Genomic DNA, 22038 nt, shown 5'->3' with positions numbered 1-22038 from the left:
CGAAAGCCCCCATGACCCGCTATTCCCTCTTCACCACCTGCCCGCGCGGCCTCGAAAGCGTTTTGCAGCAAGAACTTTCCGCACTCGGCTGCGGCCAGCCCGAACCCACCGACGGCGGCGTGGCCTGCAAAGGCACGCTGGAACAGGTTTACCGCATCAACCTGCATTCGCGCACCGCCAGCCGCGTGCTGCTGCAACTGACCAAAGGCAGCTACCGCAGCGAAGCCGACATCTACACCCTCGCCCGCAATATCCGCTGGGCCGAATGGTTCGGGCTGGAACAAACCTTCAAAGTGAAAGTGGAAGGCAAACGCGCGCGGGTGAAAAGCCTCGATTTCGCCGCCCTGAAAATAAAAGACGCCCTGTGCGACGCCTTTCGCGACGCGCTCGGCGCACGCCCCAGCGTGGGCAAAACCAACCCCGACGTGCGCGTGCACGCCTTTATCGGCGAACAAACCGTGCAGATTTTTATCGACACCAGCGGCGAAGCCCTGTTCAAACGCGGCTACCGCCAAGACACGGGCGAAGCCCCGCTGCGCGAAAACCTCGCCGCCGGCCTGCTGCTGCTGGCGGGCTACGACGGCACGCAACCGTTTCAAGACCCGTTTTGCGGCAGCGGCACCCTCGCCATCGAAGCCGCCTGGATAGCCGCCCGCCGCGCCCCCGGCCTGATGCGCCGTTTCGGCTTTGAAAAACTCAAAAACTTCGATGCTGCATTATGGCAAAACCTCCGCCGCGAAGCCGAACAGCAAGCGCTCCCGCAAACGCCCGCTCCGATAGCGGGCAGCGACAACGACCGCCGCATCATCCGCACCGCCGAAGCCAACGCCGAAGCCGCCGGCGCAGGCGGCCTGATCCGCTGGAGCGTGCAGGATGCGCAGTCCGCCCGCCCCAACGGCGAACACGGCATCATGATTTCCAACCCGCCCTACGGCGTGCGGCTGGCCGAAGTGCAGGCGCTGCACGCGCTTTACCCGCAGCTGGGCACATGGCTCAAACAGCACTACGCGGGCTGGCGCGCCGGCATGTTCACCGCCGACCGCGAAATGCCCAAGCTGATGCGCCTCTCGCCCAAACGCAAAATCCCGTTGTTTAACGGCAACCTCGACTGCCGCCTGTTTCTGATCGATATGGTGGCGGGATCCAACCGGTAAGGGCGGCTCCTAAACAGCCCGACACCTTTGAAGCTAAATTAAAAATACTTCAGGCCGTCTGAAAAGGTTTTCAGACGGCCTTTAAGCTTTTACCGTTGGCCCGCTTATTCGAAATTCAGCACGGCTGACGTGTAAACGTCCTGCACGTCGTCCAAATCTTCGAGCGCGTCGATGAGTTTCTGCATTTTCTCGGCATCTTCGCCGCTCAGCTCGGTTTCGTTTTGCGCGCGCATGGTTACGTCGCCGTCTTCCGACTGAAAGCCTGCGGCTTCGAGCGCGGCTTTCACGCCCGCCCAGTCGTTGGGGGCGGTAATCACCTCGATGGAGCCGTCGTCGTTGGTAACCACGTCTTCCGCGCCGGCTTCGAGCGCGGCTTCCATCAGCGCGTCTTCGTTCACGCCCGGCGCAAACAGCAGGTAGCCCTGATGCACGAAGTTGAACGCTACGCAGCCGTCGGTGCCGAGGTTGCCGCCGTTTTTGTTGAAGGCGTGGCGCACATCGGCCACGGTGCGGGTTTTGTTGTCGGTGAGGCAGTCCACCATCAACGCGGCGCCGCCGATGCCGTAGCCTTCGTAGCGCAGTTCTACGTATTCCACGCCTTCCAGATTGCCGGTGCCTTTGTCGATGGCGCGCTGGATGTTGTCTTTGGGCATATTGTTGCTGGTGGCTTTGTCCATCGCCAGGCGCAGGCGCGGGTTGGATGCGGGGTCGCCGCCGCCCATTCTGGCGGCAACGGTGATTTCTTTGATTAAGCGCGTGAAGATTTTGCCGCGTTTGGCGTCCTGACGGCTTTTACGGTGTTGGATATTCGCCCATTTGCTGTGGCCGGCCATAATTTTCCTTTCAATTTCCGCAACCGTTTGATTGCGGCCGGTTATTTTTAAAGGCCGCTATTTTAGCATAATAGTGAAGCCAATTAACTTTTGATACAAGGCAGCAAGCCGCAGACAGTACAGTAGTACGACAAGGCGCAGCAACGCCGTAGCGAAAGTTAAGTGGCTTCACTAGAGCGAAAAAGCATTTTAAAACGCCGCCCCTTGACTTCAGACGGCCTGTAACCATATTGAGGCTATCTGAAAAACCGAGCAGGAAACGCTTCAATGACAACCCGAACACCCGCCGCAACCGCCCGCAGCGCCGATTGCCGCACCCGTTTTATTTTCGACGATATGCCCGTGCGCGGCCAGCATGTGCGCCTGGAGGAAGTGTGGCGCCACATCGCCGGCCAGAAACGCTACCCTGCCGCCATCCGCCGTGCATTGGGCGAGCTGCTTGCCGCCGGCGCGCTGCTTTCGAGCAACCTGAAAACCGAGGGCACGTTGATTGTGCAGGTGCAGGGGCAAGGCCGTCTGAAAATGCTGGTGGTGGAAGCCACTTCGGCCGGCACCTGCCGCGCCACCGCCCGCTGGGACACGCTGGCCGCTGTCGGCGACGATGAAAACCTGCGCAGCCTGCTGGGCGAAAACGGCATTTTTGCGATTACCCTGCAACCGCAAGACGGCGAACCGTGGCAGGGCGTGGTGCCGCTCGAGGGCGAAAGTATCGCGCAAATGCTGGTGAACTATATGAAACGCTCGGAGCAGCTCGACACCCACATCACGCTGGCCGCTTCCGACGAAGCGTGCGGCGGCCTGCTGGTGCAGCGTCTGCCCGAATCGGCGCCCGACCCCGAGGCGTGGGAACACGTTGCCACGCTTGCGCAAACCGTGAGCGCGGAAGAACTGGTGCAGTTGGATGCGCACCACCTGCTCTACCGGCTGTTCCACGAAACCCCGCCGCGCGTGTTTGATGCCGAACCCATCGAATTTGCCTGCACCTGCTCGCGCGGCAAGGTCAGCGATATGCTGCTGATGCTGGGCGGAGAAGAAGTCGGCTCGGTGTTGGAAGAACAAGGCAGCGTGAAAATCGACTGCGATTTCTGCAACGCCGAATATGTGTTCGACGAAACCGACATCAACGCCCTGTTCGGCATGGACGTTGCCGCCGCCGTGCGCGGCGAAGGGGCGCGGATTCAATAATGCCCTTCCGGCAGCATGAAACAATGTTTTCAATACACCGAGGCCGTCTGAAACAGTTTTCAGACGGTCTGAAACCTTTGCAAAATTCTTTTCGACATCTTAAAACACTTGCGTCATGCTCGGGCTTGACCCGAGCATCTTGTTGTTTTAAAAGAAACAGCAGATACTCGGGTCAAGCCCGAGTATGACGAGATATAAATAAATTCAGCATTAAAACAGATTTTTGCAAAGATCTCGGCCTCTGGCTTTTGCCGTATTTTCGGGCGAAAAAAGAGCCGCCAAGCAGGCGGCTCAAATGTTTGCCGGAGTTTTGCCGAGGGAAAAATCAGCGCTGCCGCGCTTTAAAACGGGGATTGCTTTTGCAAATCACATAAACTTTGCCTTTGCGGCGCACAATCTGGCAATCGCGGTGGCGTTTTTTGGCAGACTTCAAAGACGACAATACCTGCATTATTTATCCTTTCTAAAAGTATTCATCATGGCTTGATAGCGCTGGTTGAACTTGCTGGCGCGGCCTTCATTGTGATATTCGCGCTGTTTGCCGGTATAAACGGGATGTGATGCGGAAGAGGTGTCGAGCATAAATACCGGATATTCAACGCCGTCGTGCCAAACCATGGTTTTACCGTGTGTGTCGGCACAAGAGCGTATCAGCCAGCCTTCGTTGGCACCGCTGTCGAAAAACAAAACGGTGCGGTAGTTTTCGGGGTGCAGATTCGGTTTCATATCCAATCCTTTCTTGAATGTTATAATATAACATTATAAATCATTTAAGAATGATTATCAACTCAGCCGATACCTGAGTGCAGTTATCGGCAAATGCAACAAAGCCTTAGGCCATACGGCTTTCAGACGGCCTTTTCCTGCTTGTCGGCCGCATCCAGCAATAAAAACACCAGCAAAGCCAGCAGCATCAGCACCGCCGTGAGCACCATCGCGCTGTCGTGGTTTTCTGCGCCCGCCGTGCCGAGATAGCGGTAAATCAGGGTGGTGAGTGTTTGCCATTCGGGGCGCGACAGAAACAGGGTGGCGGCAAATTCGCCCACGCAGGTAGCGGCGGCCAAAGTCAGCCCGCGCCTTAAAGCGGGTAGCAGCAGCGGAACGGTAACGGTTAAGGCCGTCTGAAACGGCGTGGCGCCCAAGCTGCGGGCGGCCGCGGCATAATTGGCGGGCAGCGCATCCCAGGCGGCGAGCAGGTCTTTGGCGATAAAAGGATAGGCCAACAGGGCGTAAGTGGACACCAACAGCGGCAGCGATGCCGTCCATTCGGGATAAAGCAGCAGCAGGCCGAACGCCACGCACACGGGTGACACCATAAACGGCAGAAACGTCAGCGCGCGCACCCACGCGGCGCGGCGGGCCAACGCCGCATGCAGCACGCCCAGCAGCAACGCCAGCAGCATGGCCCAAAAAGTGAAGCGCAAAGTGTTCCACAGCGCGTGCAGCGTGTCGGCCTGCCGCCACACCTGCCAGGAATCCCCTGCCTGCACCGCCTGCCATAACACGGCCAGCAGCGGCAGGGCGCAGCAGGCGGCCAAAAGCAGCAGCGAACCCGCCAACAGGGCTTTAGCGGCAAACGTGCGCGGCGGTTCGGGCGGCAGCGGGCGGATGGTGCGGCCCGAAGCGGCGCGGCGGCTGAAACGCGCATACAACACGCCCGCCAGCGCGGTAATCGCCAGCACCAGCCACACCAACACCGAAGCCTGCGCCATATCGAGTTCATACGCAATCAGTTGGTAGATTTCCACTTCCACCGTGGCATAACGGCTGCCGCCGAGCAGCAGCGCCAGCCCGAAACCCGAAAAACAATACAAAAACACCAAACACACGCCGCCCGCCAGCCATGGCTGCAACACGGGGCGTTCAACATGCCAAAAACGCTGCCATGCGTTTGCGCCCAAAGTTTGCGCCGTGTGCAGCCGCGCCGCCGGCACTTGCAGAAATCCCTGATACGCCGCGCGCACCAACACGGGCAGGTTGAAAAACACATTGCCGTAAAGCAACAGATACGGCGTGTCTTCCCAGCCCGGCCACAACAGGCCGTGCGGGCCGAACAGCGCCAGCACGCCCATGCCGGCCACCAGCGTGGGCATCACAAACGGCAGCATCAACAGGCGCAGAATCCAACGCCGCCCGGGAAATGCCAGCCGCGCCAACACCCAAGCCGCCGGCACGCCCGCCAGCAGCGCCAACACGCAGGTAACCGCCGCCTGAAGCGTGGTCCAGCCGATGCGCCACTGTATGTATCCGCCTTGCAGCATCTGCCAAACCATTCCCCCGTTTTCATAAAGCACCAGCGCAAACAAGGGCGCCGCCACCATCACGGCAAGGAAGCCGAGCGGCAACAGCGCAAGCAGCAAGGTGGCGGCGGGTTTAGGCAGGGGCATGGCAATCAATCGGTTTGCGGGAAGTTACGGCATTGTAAAGGAAAATAGCGGATTGAGGACTTTGCGAAAATACCTTGAGGCAGAGACTTTTTAAAACCTGCTCAGGCCGTCTGAAATATTTTTCCCCGTCATTATCGGGCTTGGCCGGATAATGACGGGGCGTTGCAGGAGACCGTATATTCCCGATATTTCCGTTAAGTTTTCAGACGGCCTCAAGATATTTTTGTAAAGTTTCAGGCCGTCTGAAAACTTAAATAGCGTCATAAAAAAACACCCCGCATTTTCTGGTGCGGGGTGTTTTGCCGTTGCCGTGGTTACAGCGAATAATACATTTCGAATTCCAACGGGTGCGGCGCCATGCGGATGCGCTTCACGTCTTCTTCTTTGAAGGCGATGTAGCTTTCGATCCAGTCTTTGCTGAACACACCGCCGCGGGTTAAGAACTCGTGGTCGGCTTTCAGTGCTTCCAGCGCTTCTTCCAAAGAGGCGCAAACGGTGGGCACCAATGCGTCTTCTTCGGGCGGCAGGTCGTAAAGGTTTTTATCGGCGGGATCGCCTGGATGGATTTTGTTTTGGATACCGTCCAAACCGGCCATCAGCAGGGCGGCGAAAGCCAGATAGGGGTTGGCCATCGGGTCGGGGAAACGCGCTTCGATGCGGCGGGCTTTGGCGCTGTTCACCGCAGGGATGCGGATGGAGGCCGAGCGGTTTTTGGCCGAATAAGCCAGCTTGGTCGGCGCTTCGAAGTGCGGCACCAAACGTTTGTAGGAGTTGGTGGAGGGGTTGGTGATGGCGTTCAAGGCTTTGGCGTGTTTGATGATGCCGCCGATGTAGTAAAGGGCGGTGTCGCTCAAGCCGGCGTAGCCGTCGCCTGCAAACAGGTTTTGGCCGTCTTTCCAAATGGATTGGTGAACGTGCATACCGCTGCCGTTGTCGCCCATAATCGGTTTGGGCATGAAAGTGGCGGTTTTGCCGAAGTTGTGGGCAACGTTGTGGATGATGTATTTCATATCCTGCGTCCAGTCGGCGCGGCGCACCAGCGTGCTGAATTTGGTGCCAATCTCCATTTGGCCGGCGGTGGCCACCTCGTGGTGGTGCACTTCGACGGGAATGCCGATTTCTTCGAGCAGGTTTACCATGGCCGAGCGCAGGTCTTGGCCGGAATCAACGGGGGCAACGGGGAAATAGCCGCCTTTCACGAAGGGGCGGTGGCCGGTGTTTTGGCCGTCGTATGATTTGCCGCTGCTCCACGCGGCTTCTTCGCTGTGGATTTTGTAGCGGGTGCCGCTCATGCTGGTTTCGAATTCTACGCCGTCGAACACGAAAAACTCAGGTTCGGGGCCGAAATAGGCGGTGTCGCCGATGCCTGAAGATTTCAGGTAGGCTTCGGCGCGTTTGGCGATGGAGCGCGGGTCGCGGTCGTAGCCCTGGCCGTTGGCGGGGTCGATAACGTCGCAGGTAATCACAACGGTGGCGTCGTCGTAAAACGGGTCGATATAGGCGGAGCTTGAATCGGGGCGCAGCTGCATATCGGAAGCCTGAATGCCTTTCCAGCCGCCGATAGACGAGCCGTCGAACGCCTGGCCGTTTTCAAACCACTCTTCCGGGTCGTCCAGCACCACATGGGCGGGCACGGTAACGTGCTGCTGTTTGCCTTTGGTATCGGTGAAGCGCAGGTCAACGAAGCGCACTTCGTTTTCTTCGATAAGTTTGACTACTTCTTTTACTGACATAATCTGCTCCTGAGAGGATAGTGAAGGGGAAAGCGATTTCAAAACAACCAAATCTGCACCGCAGGCGGCAGCGGAACATTGTGCCACAACCGTCGGAAAAAGGGGGCGGGGCGCAAATAAAAACCGCGCCGTGATGGAAGCCAATATAGTTTTTGTTTGTAAAATTGTCAACAATCCGATGTGTAAAGAATAGCGGCCGTCTGAAATTTTTCAGACGGCCTGCCCTATTGTTTTATTTTTAAGCAGATATATATAATGCGCTGTTACCCAAGCGGGTGCCTTTGCGCGCCCCTTAATCCGACCGCATTGCTACGGAGCCTGCCGCATGGCCGCCACACTTCCCCGTTATGCCGTTTTCGGCAACCCGATTGCCCACAGCAAATCGCCGCAAATCCACCGGCAATTCGCCTTGCAGGAAAAGGTGCGGATCGAATACGAACGCATCTTGGCCGAGCCGGGAGCGTTTGCCGAAGCCGCCGAACGTTTTTTTGCCGAAGGCGGGTTGGGCGCAAACGTTACCGTGCCGTTTAAAACCGATGCCTATGATTGGGTGAGCGAGCATTCCGAGCGGGCCGAAGCCGCCGGCGCGGTCAACACCATTATCCCGCTGGGCGGCGGCCGCTTCCGCGGCGACAACACCGACGGCGTGGGGCTGGTGAGCGACATCACCGAAGCGCAGGAAACCGCCCTGAAAAACCGACGCATTCTGATTTTGGGTGCGGGCGGCGCAGTGCGCGGCGTGGTGCCCGTGCTGCTGCAACAACAGCCTGCCGACATCACCATCGCCAACCGCACCGAAACCAAAGCGCGGGAGCTGGCGGAGCGTTTCGGCGTTCGGTCGGCACCGCTAAACGGCCTGCCCGCCGGCCGTTTCGATATTATTATCAACGGCACCTCGGGCGGTTTGGGCGGCGAAATACCGGCCGTTGCACCCGAAGTGTTCGGCATCTGCGAGCTGGCCTACGATATGGTGTACGGCGCGGCGGCACAGGCGTTTTTGGATTATGCCCGCCGCAGCGGCGCCAAAAAAACTGCCGACGGCTTGGGTATGCTGGTGGGGCAGGCCGCGTTTTCCTACCGGCTTTGGCGCGGTTTTTCGCCCGATATCAAACCCGTTATCCGTTATATGAAAGAGGCCGTCTGAAATGATTAAATGGCTGCTCGCACTGCCTTTTGCGGCGTTTATCCTGTTTAATGCCTATGTGTACGGCAACATCATCACCTATCGCGCCGTGGCGCCACACAAAACCGCGTTTATGAGTATGCGCATGAGCGATTTCCGCGCCAAAGGCAAAGACGTCGAACTGGATTACCGCTGGGTGCCTTACGGCCAAATCTCCACCAACCTTAAAAAAGCCCTGATTGCTTCGGAAGACGCCAACTTTGCCGCCCACGGCGGTTTCGACTGGGGCGGCATCCGCAACGCCATGAAGCGCAACGAACGCAGCGGCAGAATCCGCGGCGGTGGCTCCACCATCAGCCAGCAGTTGGCAAAAAACCTGTTTTTGAGCGAAAGCCGCAGCTATTGGCGCAAAGCCGAAGAAGCCGCCATCACCGCCATGATGGAAGCCACCACCGATAAAGACCGTATTTTCGAAATTTATTTAAACGTAATCGAATGGGGCTACGGCATTTACGGTGCCGAGGCGGCCTCGCAGCATTTCTATAAAAAACCGGCCGCCAACCTGACCAAGCAGCAGGCAGCCAAACTCGCCGCCCGCGTGCCGCGCCCGCTGTATTACGCCGAAAACCCGCGCGACCGCAGTTTACGCAACAAAACCAATATTATTCTGCGCCGCATGGGTTCGGCCGCGTTGCCGGATACGGAATGAGATTTCTGCAAACGCCGCCCCAACAAAAAACGGAACAGCATTAACTGTTCCGTTTTTATAGTGGTTTAAATTCAGAATAGGACAAGGCGCCGAGCCGAAGACAGTACAGATAGTACGGAACCGATTCTGTTGCCGCTTCAGCGGCTTACAAAATCGTTCTCTTTGAGCTAAGGCGAGGCAACGCTGTACTATTCTAAATTTAAGCCACTATATTTTTTCAGACGGCCTTTGCAGGGCATCAGGCCGTCTGAAAAGTTTTATACCATTACACGTTCACTTTTTCGGCCACTTCGTTGTAGCTGTCGATTTCGTTGAAGTTCATGTAGCGGTAGATCTGATCTCCCTGCTCGTTGATGATACCGATATTGGCTTGGTATTCCTCAACGGTGGGGATTTTGCCCAGTTTGGAGCAGATGGCCGCCAGTTCCGCAGAACCCAAGAACACGTTGGTGTTTTTACCCAAACGGTTGGGGAAGTTGCGGGTGGAGGTAGACATCACGGTCGCCCCTTCGCGCACTTGTGCCTGGTTACCCATACACAACGAGCAGCCGGGCATTTCCATGCGCGCGCCGGCGCGGCCGAGCACACCGTAGTGGCCTTCGTTGGTCAGCTCTTGCGCGTCCATTTTGGTGGGCGGCGCCATCCACAGGCGCACAGGGATGTCGCTCTTGCCTTCCAGCAGTTTGGAAGCGGCGCGGAAGTGGCCGATGTTGGTCATGCACGAACCGATGAACACTTCGTCGATCGGCGTGCCGGACACTTCGGACATGAATTTCACGTCGTCGGGATCGTTCGGGCAGGCCACGATCGGCTCTTTGATATCGTCCATATTGATTTCGATAACGGCGGCGTATTCGGCGTCTTTATCGGCTTCCAAAAGCTGCGGATTAGCCAGCCAGGCTTCCATGGCTTTGATGCGGCGCTCCAGCGTGCGCGGATCTTTATAGCCGTCGGCAATCATGTTTTTCATCAACACGATATTGGACTTCATGTATTCGATAATCGGCGCTTCATTGAGCTTCACGGTACAGCCGGCGGCGGAACGCTCGGCGGAAGCGTCGCTCAATTCGAACGCCTGTTCCACTTTCAGGTCGGGCAGGCCTTCGATTTCCAAAATACGGCCCGAGAAGATGTTTTTCTTACCGGCTTTGGCCACGGTGAGCAAGCCTTGCTTGATGGCATACAGCGGAATGGCGTTCACCAAATCGCGCAGGGTCACGCCCGGTTGCAGTTTGCCGCTGAAGCGCACCAAAACGGATTCGGGCATATCGAGCGGCATCACGCCGGTAGCGGCGGCAAAGGCCACCAAGCCGGAACCTGCGGGGAAGGAAATACCCAGCGGGAAACGGGTGTGCGAGTCGCCGCCGGTGCCGACGGTGTCGGGCAGCAGCAGGCGGTTGAGCCATGAGTGGATTACGCCGTCGCCCGGGCGCAGGGAAACGCCGCCGCGGGTAGAGATAAACTCAGGCAGCTCTTTGTGGGTTTTCACGTCCACCGGTTTCGGATAGGCAGCGGTGTGGCAGAACGACTGCATCACCAAGTCGGCAGAGAAGCCCAGGCAGGCGAGGTCTTTCAGCTCGTCGCGGGTCATCGGGCCGGTGGTGTCTTGCGAGCCGACGGTGGTCATGCGCGGTTCGCAGTAAGTGCCGGGGCGCACGCCCTGCCCTTCGGGCAGGCCGCAGGCACGGCCGACCATTTTTTGCGCCAGCGAGAAGCCTGCTTGGCTTTCGGCAGGGGCTTGCGGCAGACGGAATTCGGTGGAAGCGGGCAAGCCCAGCGCTTCGCGGGCTTTGGCGGTTAAGCCGCGGCCGATAATCAGGTTGATGCGGCCGCCGGCCTGCACTTCGTCGAGCAACACTTGCGATTTCAGTTGGAATTCGGCAACGGTTTCGCCGTTTTTTACGATTTTGCCTTCATACGGCAGAATATCGACCACGTCGCCCATTTTCAGTGCGGAAACGTCCACTTCGATCGGCAGCGCGCCCGAATCTTCTTGGGTGTTGAAGAAAATCGGGGCGATTTTGCCGCCCAAGCACACGCCGCCGTAACGTTTGTTCGGCACGAAGGGGATATCCAGGCCGGTGTGCCAAATCACGGAGTTGGTGGCGGATTTGCGCGAAGAACCGGTGCCGACTACGTCGCCCACATAGGCAACGGGGTGGCCTTTGGCTTTCAATTCTTCCAACAGTTTGATGGGGCCGACTTCGCCGGGTTTGTCCGGATTGATGCCGTCGCGCGGGTTTTTCAGCATGGCCAGCGCATGCAGCGGAATATCCGGGCGGCTCCAGGCGTCGGGCGCGGGGGAGAGGTCGTCGGTGTTGGTTTCGCCGTCGACTTTGAATACGGTAACGGTGATTTTTTCGGGCACTTTTTCGCGCGAGGTGAACCATTCGGCGTTGGCCCATGATTCGAGCACGGCTTTGGCGTGCGGGTTACCTTTGTCGGCTTTTTCTTTCACATCGTGGAAAGAATCGAACATCAAGAGAGTGTGTTTCAAACCTTCGGCGGCAATCGGTGCCAGTTTGTCGTTGTCGAGAAGCTCAATCAGCGGGTGGATGTTGTAACCGCCGAGCATGGTGCCCAGAAGTTCTGTGGCGTATTCGGGCGACACCAGCGGGCTTTGTGCGCTACCTTCGGCAACGGCGGCCAAGAACGAGGCTTTCACTTTGGATGCGTCGTCCACGCCGGGCGGCACGCGGTTGGCGAGCAAATCTACCAAAAATTCGCCTTCGCCTGCGGGCGGGTTTTTCAACAGCTCCACCAGATCGGCGGTTTGCTGGGCGGTGAGCGGGAGGGCGGGAATGCCCAGAGCTTCGCGCTCTGCGGCGGCTTTGCGATAGGCTTCTAACATCTCGTTGTTCCTTTTAGTGGTTTTTCTTCTGGGTTTACCGCACATTGTAGTGCTGCGTAGTTTTTAAATCATAAACCAAATTTGTGTAAATAGGAACTTTCTTTTGCAGTTCTCGAGCAGGTTTGCGGTTGGTTTAAAGGCCGTCTGAAAGGGTTTCAGACGGCCTGTTTGATAATGCCGGCGTTAGTGCTTGCGTTTGCGTGAAATGCATATCGACCACACCAGCAGCAGGTTCAGCTGCGCCAGCACGACAGCGGCGGCGGCTTTGGCCAGATCGGCCAGCGTCCAGGTGCCGACGATGGGGTTGTAGAACAGGTTGCGGTGGTCGTTAACAATCAGGTAAACCGTTAACAGCCACAGCGACCAGGTGATTGCAAAAATCAATATGCTTTTGGTGCTGATAACCGGATTCGGATTTTTCGCTTTGTGGATAACCATCAGTTCGCGCAAGTCTTGCACTTGTTCAGACATAAGCCTCTCCTTTCATTGCGGTGATAAAAAAACGCCGTATCGGCGGCAGCCCTGCTACTGCACGCCCCTGTCGGGGCTGATCCAAGTGGCTTTGCGCTGTTTGTCGCGCAAAAGCGCCTTGGGGAAACCGTGAATCAGCGTGATGCTGTTAATCAGCCAGAAGGCATAGGGATACCAGATGCAGCTGATGAAATAGCGGAACAGGTTGCCTTCGTAGCGGCTGTCGATAAACATACTCACGGAAAACTGCAAGATAAACATCATGAAGGTGATCAGGCTGGCCACTTTGAACAGCGTGAAGTCATGCGGGTTGCCGAGCACCAGTTCTACCAAACCGGCAATGGTTACGCCCAAAAGCGAATACGCCCAAATCAGGGTGATGAAATATTCGGCATAAAGCGGCCACAGGCGGATATGGTGCAGCCGCCAGATATCTTTGAAATATTTCAAAATCACTTCCGCCCCGCCCTGCGCCCAGCGCAGCCGCTGGCGGTAGAGGCCGCGTATGGTTTCGGGCATCAGCACCCAGCACAGGGCGCGCGGTTCGTAGGCGATGTTGTAACCGGCGATTTGGGTTTTCCAGCTCACGTCGATGTCGTCGGTGATCATGTTGTCGCTCCAGCCGCCGATTTTCAGCAGTACGTCTCTGCGTATGCACATAATCACGCCGGACACGGTAAATAATGTGCCCACCAAGCTCTGCGAGCGTTTAATCAAACCGATAATCGAGCTGAATTCGGCCACTTGGAGTTTGCCCAACACGGTGCTGCGGTTGCGCACGCGCGGGTTGCCGGTTACGGCGCCCAAGTCAGGGTTGTCTTCCAGATTCTGAATCATGTATTCGATGGCGCTGTAATCGAGAATCGCGTCGCCGTCGATGCCCACGATGTATTTGCCCAGTGCGTGGCGGGCGCCGTTGTTCATGGCGGAGGCTTTGCCGCCGTTGGGTTGGTCGACTACGATGATTTTTTCGGCTTTTGCTGCCCAGCGTTTGATGATTTCGAGCGTGTTGTCGGTGCTGCCGTCGTTGATGAAAATCAGCTCGTAGTTGGGGTAGGTTAAATTGAGCAGGTGCGGTATCGACGTGTCGAGGTTGTCTGCTTCGTTGTAGCAGGGAATCAGCACGCTCACCATCGGCGCGTAACCCTGATACATAAACTCGGGTTCGCCTGCCCTGCGTTCGAGAAGCAGAAAATAAAAAATGCCCGAAACCGTCCAATATACGGCCATGATGCCCGGATAGAGCATCACGAATACGGCTAAATATTCATACCAGTCCATCGGTGTGCTGCCCTTGCTGTTTGTGTTTTAAGCGTTGTTTTCGTTTGTTTTGACGGGTGCTTTCAGACGGCCTGCCCTGCTGATCGGTTTGGCCGTCTGAAAACAAGATTAGCGCTGCACCGAAAATGCCGGTTTGACGGTTTTCAGCGGCGGTTGGTCTTGCAGGAAGTTATCGGGGTAGTAGGCCAGGTTTTTCACGCCCTCTTTTTTCAGCAAAGTCATCCAGTCCGTCATTTCTTCGGCGGGCACCGGCTGTTTGGTGCGCCAGTTCACCGCTTGCAGCTCGAACACGGTTTTATCGAGCGGAACGTTGCTGCGCTTGACTTCGGCCACCAGTTTGCCCATCCAGCGCGCGGCTTCTTTGCGGCTTAACGGCTGCTCGTTTTCCATATAGGGCATGGCCATGATGGCGGTGTAGTCGTAGGCGGCGGCAAACTTGGGCAGGCTTTGGGCGAACCACTGCTGCGATTCGGGGCGGGTAATCACGCCGGCATAGAGGTTGCGGGCGGTTTTCATTTCGTTTTTGCCGTTGAAGCTGTATTTGAGCGCCGACTGTTCGAGCAGGCCGGAATAGCCGATTAAATCGTCGCCCTTCTGTTCGGCTTCGCTGCGGTATTGTTCTGCGCTGCGCGCGCCTGCGGCGGTGTTGCCTTCGTAGTCGGTTAAAAAGCCGTCGTCGTGGAAAATCAGGCCGTTGAAGCGGCTGTTGAAGGCTAAGTCTTCATAAATTTCGGCCACGGCGCGGCGGCTCTTGGCGCTATACGGCGAGAGGCGCAGATAGTGGTTGGCGCTGGGTTTGCCGGTGCGGCTGTCGGTAACGTAGTCGTAACCGCTGCCCAAATCGAAGGCCATCATCGGCATCCACGCATACACTTTTACGTTGGAACGCGTAATCAGCTGCCAGGCCACGCGGCTGAACAGGTCGGCCTTCATTTTCAGATGGCGGTTGGGGAAATACACGGCCTCCGCCACGCCGTTACCGTCGTCGTCGGCAAAGGCTTGCAGATACACGGTGGTGATGCCCATTTTGTAGATGCGCTCGATGAGTTTGTCGAAATTGCGCTCCACCTGCGCGGGGTCGGGGTCGTGCAGGTAGTCCAAATCGATGTGCACGGCGCGTTGGTGCGGCGGGGTGAACATCTGCCCGTCGAGATAGGCTTTCATCAGCGGGTAGCCGGTTTCGTTATCGATGAGCGCACGGCCTATGCTGCGCTGCTCCGTGGTGTTCAGGGTTTCGTCGAACAGGGTGAAATCGTTGTCCAGCCCCACGCCGGCGGCGATTTCGCGGGCGGTTTCGTTAAACTGCCCGTAAGGCCACACAATCACGCTGGGGCGCACGCCGGTGCGCGCGGTGATGATGTCCACCGAGCGTTTCAAATCGTTGTGCAGGCGCTGTTTGTAGGCGGCATGGGTTTCGTAGCGGCCGTTTTTATATTCGGGAAACACGGCGGCAAACTGCGAGCCGGTGGGGTTGCCCGTGATGCTGCGGTGCAGGTCGTGGGTGTGCGAGGCGATTTCCACCAAGCCGCTTTTCTGCATTTCGCGCACCTGCTCCCAAGTGATGAAGGCCGAACGCGGCAGCATCTGTTTGCCGTAGGCTATCCGGCCGCCTTGCGGGGTTTCCATCCAGCCGGTAACCAACGCGTACACCGCCGGATAATTAAAGGCTTTCAACAGCGGGTAGATTTTGGTGTAGAAGCTCATGTAGCCGTCGTCGAACGTGAGCAATACGGGCTTGGGCGGCAGCTTGGCGCGGCCGGCGCGCGCGTCTTGAATCTGCTTGAAGCTCACGGGCGTGTAGCCGTTGTCGCGCAGCCAGTTGAAGTGGGCTGCCAGCCGTTGCACGGTGATGGTTTGCGGAAAATAACGGCGCTGGATTGCGCCCGCCATTTCCTGTTCTTCTTTGGTTTTGACAACGGGTGCGGTTTCGTCGATCACATCGTGGTAACACATCACGCCGTAACGTACGTCGGCGGCGTGGGCGGTTTGCAGCATCAGGCCGGCAAAGAGGCCGGCAAACAGGTGTTTGCAGTTCATGGTTTTCTGCCTATCATTCATTCTTGTATTTTTAAAGTGTCTGCTGTTTTCAGACGGCCTCTCCGCCGCAGCGTGAGGCCGTCTGAAAACCATTCTGTCAATCAGTAAAACTTCACGCTCAAATTGGCCGCGCCGAAGTTTTGATATTCGAGGTCGCCGTCATACATGGCTTGGCGGCGGCCGAATTCGTAACCCAGCGTGGCGCGTCGGCCGAAGCTCCAGTCGTGCCTGTATTTAATCTGCCAAGTGTTTTCGGCTTGGTGGCCGGCCTGCCAGTAGCGCCCTACGCTGCCGCCTGCGGTTTGAACGAGCTTCACGTTGTTGTCCAACGGCAGGGTGTAGGAAAGCGCCAGCTCGCCGCTCACGGTTTTGCTGTTTTCGGGGTTGTAGTAGAAGGCAGACGGAATATCTTTGTTGCGGCTGTAGTCCGCCCACAGCGAACCGCCCAGCTTCCAGCGGTTGTGTTGGAAAATATCGTGCGAAAGCCAGGCGTTGGCGGTTTGGCGGGTGTTGCCGTCGTCGAACTTCATCACGCCCGCGCCTATGCCCGCACGGGTTGCGGCCGAGTGGGTGTATTCCGCCCCCAGGGTATATTCATCGGCATACACGTTTTGCCACAGGGCTTTCACAGGCGTGTTGGCGCTGTTGAAGGCCGCGCGGGCGGTAAAGCCCACGAAGTCGTTCACGCGCCAGTCGGCGCCCAGCGTGCCGTAGGCTTTGCCGTTAAGCTGCGTGCCGTGCCCTGCTTCGGCATTCACCACCACCGGATAAAGGTTGATTTCGGCGCCCGCTCCCACGCGGCCGGCGCGCAGCGGCTCGCCGTGGTTGGGCACATAATTGTGCTGCTGCACAATATAGGCGCGGTGGCCGCTGCTGCTGCGCGGGCTGTAGAGTTTCGCGGTTTGCGCCCATTCGGTGCCGTCTTCGGGCGACGTGGCTTTCATCACCGTGCCGCCGATTTCCAAGCGCGCGGCGCGCTCTTCGTCGTAAATTTGCCAGAATCCCCTGTGGCTGATGTCGTCGCGGCCCAACCCTTTGGATAAATCATCTACCGCCCGCCAGTTGCCTGCCGCCAAATGGGCGGCGGCGGCTTTGCCGTCCACCCATTTCTGGTTAGGCTCGCCCAAATATTCGCGCGCACCGTCGAATCGTGCCAAGGCGCGGTCTTCATGGCTGTCCATCTGCGACAGCTCGCCCGCCAGAATCATCGCCCACGGGTCGGCAGGGTGTTCGTCGAGCCAGTTTTTCATCAGTTTGTGCGCGCCTTTCACATTGCCGTTCCAGGCTTCGATGCGGGCGTTCCAGAAATATTGGGTGTCGTAATACGGGTTTTCCACTTCAACGGTGTGGGTGAAGTCGGGCGTGTATTTTTTCGGATTCCAATGCTTCATTTTCTCCTGAGTTTGTGTGAACTCCATCAGGTCGGTATCGCTTTCAACCAACAATTCCACCAGCTCCGGATCGAGCTTGCCCTGCGCCGCCATCTGGCGGTTCATGCGTCCGTGCAGCACTTTGCGCGCCCGGTGCGGGCTGCCGGCCATCAGCAGGGCTTTGGCGTATTCGTCCTGCACGTAATCGGGCTGTTCGCCCTGTGCGGCCAACACACGGTAGTCGCGCAGCGCCTGTTTTTCGTTGCCCGCAGCCACGGCGGCGGCCAAGCGGTCGCGCAACGCCTGCGTGTGCAGCGGGCTGCCCGCTTCCGCTTTATCCGCCACTTCGCTCAAACCGGCATAAGCCGCACGGATTTGCGCCGGATTGGCAGTTTGGCGTGCGCCGCGCAGCAACGCGGCGGATTTGGCGGCTTGCAGCCACAAACGGTCTTGCTCGTTAAATTGGTCGGGATATTGCGCCATCAGCCGCTCCTGCTGCGGAAAAAGCTGCAATTGGGCGGCGGTGCGGTAAAGCTGCAAAACATGGTCGCGGTTGGCGGGGTCGGCTTCATGCAGGCGCTGCTGCTCGGCCAGGCGGCCGGTGAGCGGCTGCGTGCGCTGTTTCAGATAGGCTTCGGCTTCGCGGATACCTTTATCTTCGCCGAAACGCTTGCGGTAGGCTTCGATCTGCTGCTGTGCGGCAGCGTAGTCTTCGCTGTCCACCGCCACCAGCGTGCTGCCCAGATAACCGGTTTGGTGCTGCGGTGCGGCAAGCTGCAATTGGCTGTAGAGCGCGGCGGCTTGGGGATATTGTTTGGTGTCGCGCGCGGCTTTGGCGAGGTTTTCCAATTCGTCGGCGGAATAGCTTTCGGGCGCGCAGCCGGCACACACGGCCAATGCTTCTTCCGGTTTGCCCTGGCGCACCAGCAGCGCAATCAAATCGGCGCGCACTTTGGCATCGCCGCTTTGCGCATACAGATTGCCCAGCTGCGCCACCGATTCGGTAAGCTGCGCCTCGCCGCCGCGGGCGTGAAGCGCCCAGCGCTCGCGTTCGGCCTGTATGTCTTGGGCGGCGGCAAACGGCATGGACGCAAAAACGGCAGCCGTGCATACGGAAAGTTTGTGGATTCTGCTCATGATTCGATTCGGGACGGTTTCTGCACCGGAAGCGTGATGCAGTTGTTTCAAACAAGAAGTAACAGAAGAAGTAACAGAGCGTTTTAGTAATGTAGGGGAATTTATTTGGGCGTAACAATCAACCCGATTTAAAATTTTGACGCAGCTTATATCAACTTCTATAAAGATGGCTTAAGCGCACGCCTAGCGGTCAAATCGGGCTATGGGCGGCCTTATTCAAACCCATAAAACTGTTACTTTTCGGGTAATAACTCTATTTAATATGAATGCAAGAAGAATTATCCCGCTTTATTAAATCATCTTCACCCTTGCCCCTGCCGCCGTTCGGGTAAATAATAGGCCGTCTGAAAACCCGATAATGAAAAACAGGAGAATACGATGACTTCCCCCCGCCCCGACAACACCGCCTGCATCGTGGTTGATATTCAGGAGCGCCTCAACCCCGCGCTCCATCAGGCCGAAGAGATGGTGGCAAACAGCCGCACGCTGCTGCAAGGCTTGCAGGCTTTAGATGTGCCGGTTGCGGCCACCGAGCAGTATCCGAAAGGCTTGGGACACACGGTTGCCGCTGTCGGCGGCTTGCTGGGCGGTGCGCCCGTGTTTGAAAAAACGCGTTTTTCCGCGCTGATACCCGAAGTGCAGCAGTTTTTGCAGAGCCGCAATATCGAAAACGTGATACTGATCGGTGCCGAAGCGCATGTATGTATGCTGCAAACCGTGCTTGATTTGCGCGCGGTGGGGTTGGGCGTGTATGTGCCGTTCGAGTGCACCGCTTCGCGCGCGCCTGCCAATAAAGCCAATGCGCTGGAACAGATGTGCGCGGCCGGTGCGGTGGTGTCGAACATGGAAAGCGTGCTGTTCCAATTGTTGGGCGACGCCAAACATCCGGCGTTTAAAACCGTGTCCAAACTGATTCAATAAAAGTTACAGGCCGTCTGAAACCCTTTCTTTCAGACGGCCTGTAACCTGCCGACTCCCAACCCCACACAAACCGATCCGCCATGCAAACCATCATCGCCAACGCCCGCCGCCATTCCCACTATCTCGCACGCCATCTCGACAACGGCAACCTCAAGCCCGAAATCCTGCACCCCATGCTGGATAAGGTGCTCGATACCGCCGATTTCCAAGCCTTTGCCGATTGGGAAACAATCCGCGCCGACGAAAACGAAGAAGAGCTGGCGCGCCAATTGCGCCTGCTGCGCCGCTATGTGATGGCGCAGATTATCGTGCGCGACATCAACCGCATCAGCGATTTGGCCGAAGTTACCCGCACCATCACGCTGTTTGCCGATTTTGCCGTCAACACCGCGCTCGATTTCGCCTATGCCTATTATCAGGATATGTACGGCACGCCCATCGGCCGCTATACACACGAGCAGCAGCACCTGAGCGTGGTGGCGATGGGCAAGGCGGGCGGTTACGAATTGAACGTGTCGTCCGACATCGACCTGATTTTCGTTTACCCCGAAGCAGGCGATACCGACGGCAAACGCGAGCGCGGCAATCAGGAATTTTTCACCAAAACCGGCCAGAAGCTGATTACGCTTTTGAACGATATCACCGCCGACGGCCAGGTGTTCCGCGTCGATATGCGCCTGCGCCCCGACGGCGACTCCGGCGCGCTGGTGTTGAGCGAAACCGCGCTGGAGCAATATTTAATCCAGCAGGGGCGCGAATGGGAGCGCTATGCCTGGTGCAAAGGCCGCGTGGTTACACCCTACCCTAACGGCATCGCCTCGGTGGTACGGCCTTTCGTGTTCCGTAAATATCTCGACTTCAACGCCTACGAAGCCATGCGCGCCCTGCACCGCCAAATCCGCAGCGAAGTGGGCCGCAAAGGCATGGCCGACAACGTGAAGCTCGGCGCGGGCGGCATCCGCGAAGTCGAATTCGTCGCCCAGATTTTCCAAATGATACGCGGCGGCCGCATCCGCAGCCTGCAACTGAAAGGCACGCAGGAAACCCTGCACGAACTCGCCCGCCTCGGCATACTCGAACACCACACCGCCGACACCCTTCTGGCCGCCTACCGCTTTTTGCGCGACGTCGAACACCGTCTGCAATATTGGGACGACCAGCAAACCCAAACCCTGCCGCAAAACCCCGAGCAACAGCAGCTTTTGGCCGAAAGCATGGGTTTTGCCGACTACGCCGCCTTTTCAGACGGCCTCAACCGCCACCGCAGCCAAGTTAACGCCATCTTCAACGAAATCCTGGCCGAGCCGGAAGAAACCCCGCAGCAAAAAGCCGAAAGCTGGCAATGGGTGTGGCAGGAAAACGGCGACGAAGAAACCCTGCGCAGCTGCCTGGCCGAACACGGCTTTGAGGCCGATACCGTGGCCGAACGGCTCGCGCAACTGCGCCACAGCCACAAATACCGCCACCTTTCGGCCCACGCCCAACCGCGTTTCGACGCCGTGATGCCGCCCTTGGCGGAAGCCGCTGCCGCCCAAACCAACCCCACCGCCACCCTGCTGCGGCTGCTCGACTTTCTCGAAACCGTCAGCCGCCGTTCGGCCTATCTGGCCTTTCTCAACGAACACCCGCAGGCTTTGCGGCAACTGGCCGGCATCATGAGCCAAAGCTCGTGGGTGGCCGCCTACCTTTGCAAATACCCGATACTGCTCGACGAACTCTTGAGCGCGCAGTTAATGGAAACCGAACACAACTGGCCCGCACTCGCCGCCGAACTTTCAGACGGCCTCGCCAACGCCGAAGGCGACACCGAAGCGCAGATGGACATTCTGCGCCACTTCCAGCACACCCAAGTATTCCGCCTCGCCGTGCAGGATTTGGCCGGATTGTGGACGGTTGAAGCCTTATCCGACCAACTTTCCGCCCTGGCCGACACCATACTCGCCGCCGCCCTGCCCGCCGTGTGGGCCGACACCCCCAAAACCCACACCGCCACCCCCAACATCGCCGTTATCGGCTACGGCAAACTCGGCGGCAAAGAGCTGGGCTATTCCTCCGACCTCGATTTAGTCTATCTCTACGACGACCCGCACCCCGACGCGCCCGACATCTACGGCCGTTTCGTGCGCCGCCTCACCAACTGGCTTTCCGCCGCCACCGGCGCCGGCACGCTTTATGATGTCGATTTGCGCCTGCGCCCCAACGGCGACGCCGGCTTTCTCGCCCACAGCACCGCCGCCTTTGAAAAATACCAGCACGAAAGCGCGTGGACATGGGAACACCAATCCCTCACCCGCGCCCGCTTCATCTGCGGCAGCAGCGCAATCGGCGCCTTTTTCGACCGCGTGCGCCAACAAGTGCTCACCCAACCGCGCGACACCATCGAACTCGCCCGCGAAATTATCGCCATGCGCGAAAAAATGTTCCCCACCCACCCGCCTGCCGACAGCGACGTCAAATACGCCCGCGGCGGCGTGGTCGATGTGGAATTCATCGTGCAGTATCTGATTCTGGCGCATTCGCACCAACACCCCGAACTGCTCGACAACTACGGCAACATCGCCCTGCTGAACATCTCCGCCGACTGCGGTCTGATCGATAAAACCCTGGCAGAGCAAAGCCGTACCGCCTACCGCTTCTACCGCCAGCAGCAGCATAACACCAAACTGCGCGACGCCGACAAAGTCCACCTCACCCCCGAGCTGCTCAACCACTACCAAAGCGTACGCAGCCTGTGGCGGCAGGTGTTCGGCGAAGATGCGCGTTCCGAGGCCGTCTGAAAAATGCCGGATTGTTTACAATCCGGCATTGTAAAAACAGCTTGACACTTATTCGCATTATTGCAAAGA

Annotated in this window: 16 protein-coding genes; 6 read left to right on the top strand and 10 right to left on the bottom strand. The window is 58.0% G+C overall.

Annotation, left to right across the window (positions count from 1 at the left end; all coding sequences use genetic code 11):
* Window positions 1-11 precede the first annotated feature (11 nt).
* Window positions 12-1154 (top strand): THUMP domain-containing class I SAM-dependent RNA methyltransferase, encoded by a 1143-nt coding sequence (locus tag NQ012_RS11090; RefSeq protein ID WP_257067649.1) that lies wholly within the window; start codon window positions 12-14, stop codon window positions 1152-1154.
* A gap of 104 nt (window positions 1155-1258) precedes the next feature.
* Here NQ012_RS11090 and NQ012_RS11085 read toward each other — a convergent pair whose 3' ends face one another.
* Window positions 1259-1987 (bottom strand): YebC/PmpR family DNA-binding transcriptional regulator, encoded by a 729-nt coding sequence (locus NQ012_RS11085; RefSeq protein ID WP_257067648.1) that lies wholly within the window; start codon window positions 1985-1987, stop codon window positions 1259-1261.
* Between the two features lie 267 nt (window positions 1988-2254).
* Here NQ012_RS11085 and hslO point away from each other — a divergent pair, with 267 nt between their 5' ends.
* A complete protein-coding gene (gene hslO / locus NQ012_RS11080; RefSeq protein ID WP_257067647.1) occupies window positions 2255-3172 on the top strand; it encodes an Hsp33 family molecular chaperone HslO in 918 nt (305 codons plus the stop codon).
* A 325-nt stretch (window positions 3173-3497) separates the two neighbouring features.
* Here the strand turns inward: hslO and ykgO are convergent, their stop codons facing one another.
* From ykgO to glnA, 4 genes are all read right to left on the bottom strand, one after another.
* Window positions 3498-3623, bottom strand: coding sequence for a type B 50S ribosomal protein L36 (gene ykgO / locus NQ012_RS11075; RefSeq protein WP_004283474.1), 126 nt, complete (start codon window positions 3621-3623; stop codon window positions 3498-3500).
* The gene (locus tag NQ012_RS11070; RefSeq protein ID WP_257067646.1) at window positions 3623-3898 is read right to left on the bottom strand and encodes a type B 50S ribosomal protein L31; all 276 of its coding nucleotides are present in this window, start codon (window positions 3896-3898) and stop codon (window positions 3623-3625) included. The genes ykgO and NQ012_RS11070 overlap by 1 nt, the downstream gene beginning before the upstream one ends.
* Before the next feature lie 122 nt (window positions 3899-4020).
* Window positions 4021-5559: an ABC transporter permease gene (locus NQ012_RS11065; protein ID WP_257067645.1), complete on the bottom strand. Its 1539-nt coding sequence runs from the start codon at window positions 5557-5559 to the stop codon at window positions 4021-4023.
* Between the two features lie 314 nt (window positions 5560-5873).
* A complete protein-coding gene (glnA, locus tag NQ012_RS11060; protein ID WP_257067644.1) occupies window positions 5874-7292 on the bottom strand; it encodes a type I glutamate--ammonia ligase in 1419 nt (472 codons plus the stop codon).
* A gap of 325 nt (window positions 7293-7617) precedes the next feature.
* On the opposite strand from glnA, the gene aroE reads away from it, so the two are divergent.
* On the top strand, window positions 7618-8436 hold the full coding sequence (gene aroE, locus NQ012_RS11055) for a shikimate dehydrogenase (RefSeq protein ID WP_085366728.1): 819 nt from the start codon (window positions 7618-7620) through the stop codon (window positions 8434-8436).
* Window position 8437: 1 nt separating this feature from the next.
* Complete coding sequence (gene mtgA, locus NQ012_RS11050; protein ID WP_257067643.1) at window positions 8438-9124, top strand: monofunctional biosynthetic peptidoglycan transglycosylase; 687 nt, start codon at window positions 8438-8440, stop codon at window positions 9122-9124.
* 265 nt (window positions 9125-9389) lie between these two features.
* On the opposite strand, the gene acnB is transcribed toward mtgA, so the two are convergent.
* From acnB to pgaA, 5 genes are all read right to left on the bottom strand, one after another.
* Window positions 9390-11975, bottom strand: a complete 2586-nt coding sequence (acnB, locus tag NQ012_RS11045) for a bifunctional aconitate hydratase 2/2-methylisocitrate dehydratase (protein WP_257067642.1) — start codon at window positions 11973-11975, stop codon at window positions 9390-9392.
* A 183-nt stretch (window positions 11976-12158) separates the two neighbouring features.
* Entirely contained in the window at window positions 12159-12446 is a 288-nt protein-coding gene (locus NQ012_RS11040) for a hypothetical protein (RefSeq protein ID WP_257067641.1), read from the bottom strand.
* A 54-nt stretch (window positions 12447-12500) separates the two neighbouring features.
* Window positions 12501-13727 carry a poly-beta-1,6-N-acetyl-D-glucosamine synthase gene (gene pgaC / locus NQ012_RS11035; RefSeq protein ID WP_257067640.1) on the bottom strand — a complete coding sequence of 409 codons (1227 nt, stop codon included), beginning with the start codon at window positions 13725-13727 and terminating at the stop codon, window positions 12501-12503.
* A gap of 108 nt (window positions 13728-13835) precedes the next feature.
* Window positions 13836-15764, bottom strand: coding sequence for a poly-beta-1,6-N-acetyl-D-glucosamine N-deacetylase PgaB (gene pgaB, locus NQ012_RS11030; RefSeq protein ID WP_257067639.1), 1929 nt, complete (start codon window positions 15762-15764; stop codon window positions 13836-13838).
* Window positions 15765-15865: 101 nt separating this feature from the next.
* The gene (gene pgaA, locus NQ012_RS11025) at window positions 15866-18271 is read right to left on the bottom strand and encodes a poly-beta-1,6 N-acetyl-D-glucosamine export porin PgaA (protein ID WP_257067638.1); all 2406 of its coding nucleotides are present in this window, start codon (window positions 18269-18271) and stop codon (window positions 15866-15868) included.
* Between the two features lie 378 nt (window positions 18272-18649).
* Here pgaA and NQ012_RS11020 point away from each other — a divergent pair, with 378 nt between their 5' ends.
* Together NQ012_RS11020 and glnE are read left to right on the top strand one after the other, a co-directional pair.
* Window positions 18650-19192, top strand: a complete 543-nt coding sequence (locus NQ012_RS11020; RefSeq protein WP_257067637.1) for an isochorismatase family protein — start codon at window positions 18650-18652, stop codon at window positions 19190-19192.
* 80 nt (window positions 19193-19272) lie between these two features.
* Window positions 19273-21969, top strand: a complete 2697-nt coding sequence (gene glnE / locus NQ012_RS11015; protein WP_257067636.1) for a bifunctional [glutamate--ammonia ligase]-adenylyl-L-tyrosine phosphorylase/[glutamate--ammonia-ligase] adenylyltransferase — start codon at window positions 19273-19275, stop codon at window positions 21967-21969.
* The last annotated feature ends 69 nt before the right edge of the window (window positions 21970-22038 follow it).

The sequence above is a fragment of the Neisseria dentiae genome (assembly GCF_024580525.1).
GTDB lineage: Bacteria > Pseudomonadota > Gammaproteobacteria > Burkholderiales > Neisseriaceae > Neisseria > Neisseria dentiae_A.
This window is presented reverse-complemented; position numbering and strand designations above follow the sequence as displayed.

Bases quoted from the DNA above. Each gene is read 5' to 3' on its own strand.
- NQ012_RS11090 (WP_257067649.1), top strand. From the start codon at position 12: ATGACCCGCTATTCCCTCTTCACCACCTGCCCGCGCGGCCTCGAAAGC.
- NQ012_RS11085 (WP_257067648.1), bottom strand. From the start codon at position 1,987: ATGGCCGGCCACAGCAAATGGGCGAATATCCAACACCGTAAAAGCCGT.
- hslO (WP_257067647.1), top strand. From the start codon at position 2,255: ATGACAACCCGAACACCCGCCGCAACCGCCCGCAGCGCCGATTGCCGC.
- ykgO (WP_004283474.1), bottom strand. From the start codon at position 3,623: ATGCAGGTATTGTCGTCTTTGAAGTCTGCCAAAAAACGCCACCGCGAT.
- NQ012_RS11070 (WP_257067646.1), bottom strand. From the start codon at position 3,898: ATGAAACCGAATCTGCACCCCGAAAACTACCGCACCGTTTTGTTTTTC.
- NQ012_RS11065 (WP_257067645.1), bottom strand. From the start codon at position 5,559: ATGCCCCTGCCTAAACCCGCCGCCACCTTGCTGCTTGCGCTGTTGCCG.
- glnA (WP_257067644.1), bottom strand. From the start codon at position 7,292: ATGTCAGTAAAAGAAGTAGTCAAACTTATCGAAGAAAACGAAGTGCGC.
- aroE (WP_085366728.1), top strand. From the start codon at position 7,618: ATGGCCGCCACACTTCCCCGTTATGCCGTTTTCGGCAACCCGATTGCC.
- mtgA (WP_257067643.1), top strand. From the start codon at position 8,438: ATGATTAAATGGCTGCTCGCACTGCCTTTTGCGGCGTTTATCCTGTTT.
- acnB (WP_257067642.1), bottom strand. From the start codon at position 11,975: ATGTTAGAAGCCTATCGCAAAGCCGCCGCAGAGCGCGAAGCTCTGGGC.
- NQ012_RS11040 (WP_257067641.1), bottom strand. From the start codon at position 12,446: ATGTCTGAACAAGTGCAAGACTTGCGCGAACTGATGGTTATCCACAAA.
- pgaC (WP_257067640.1), bottom strand. From the start codon at position 13,727: ATGGACTGGTATGAATATTTAGCCGTATTCGTGATGCTCTATCCGGGC.
- pgaB (WP_257067639.1), bottom strand. From the start codon at position 15,764: ATGAACTGCAAACACCTGTTTGCCGGCCTCTTTGCCGGCCTGATGCTG.
- pgaA (WP_257067638.1), bottom strand. From the start codon at position 18,271: ATGAGCAGAATCCACAAACTTTCCGTATGCACGGCTGCCGTTTTTGCG.
- NQ012_RS11020 (WP_257067637.1), top strand. From the start codon at position 18,650: ATGACTTCCCCCCGCCCCGACAACACCGCCTGCATCGTGGTTGATATT.
- glnE (WP_257067636.1), top strand. From the start codon at position 19,273: ATGCAAACCATCATCGCCAACGCCCGCCGCCATTCCCACTATCTCGCA.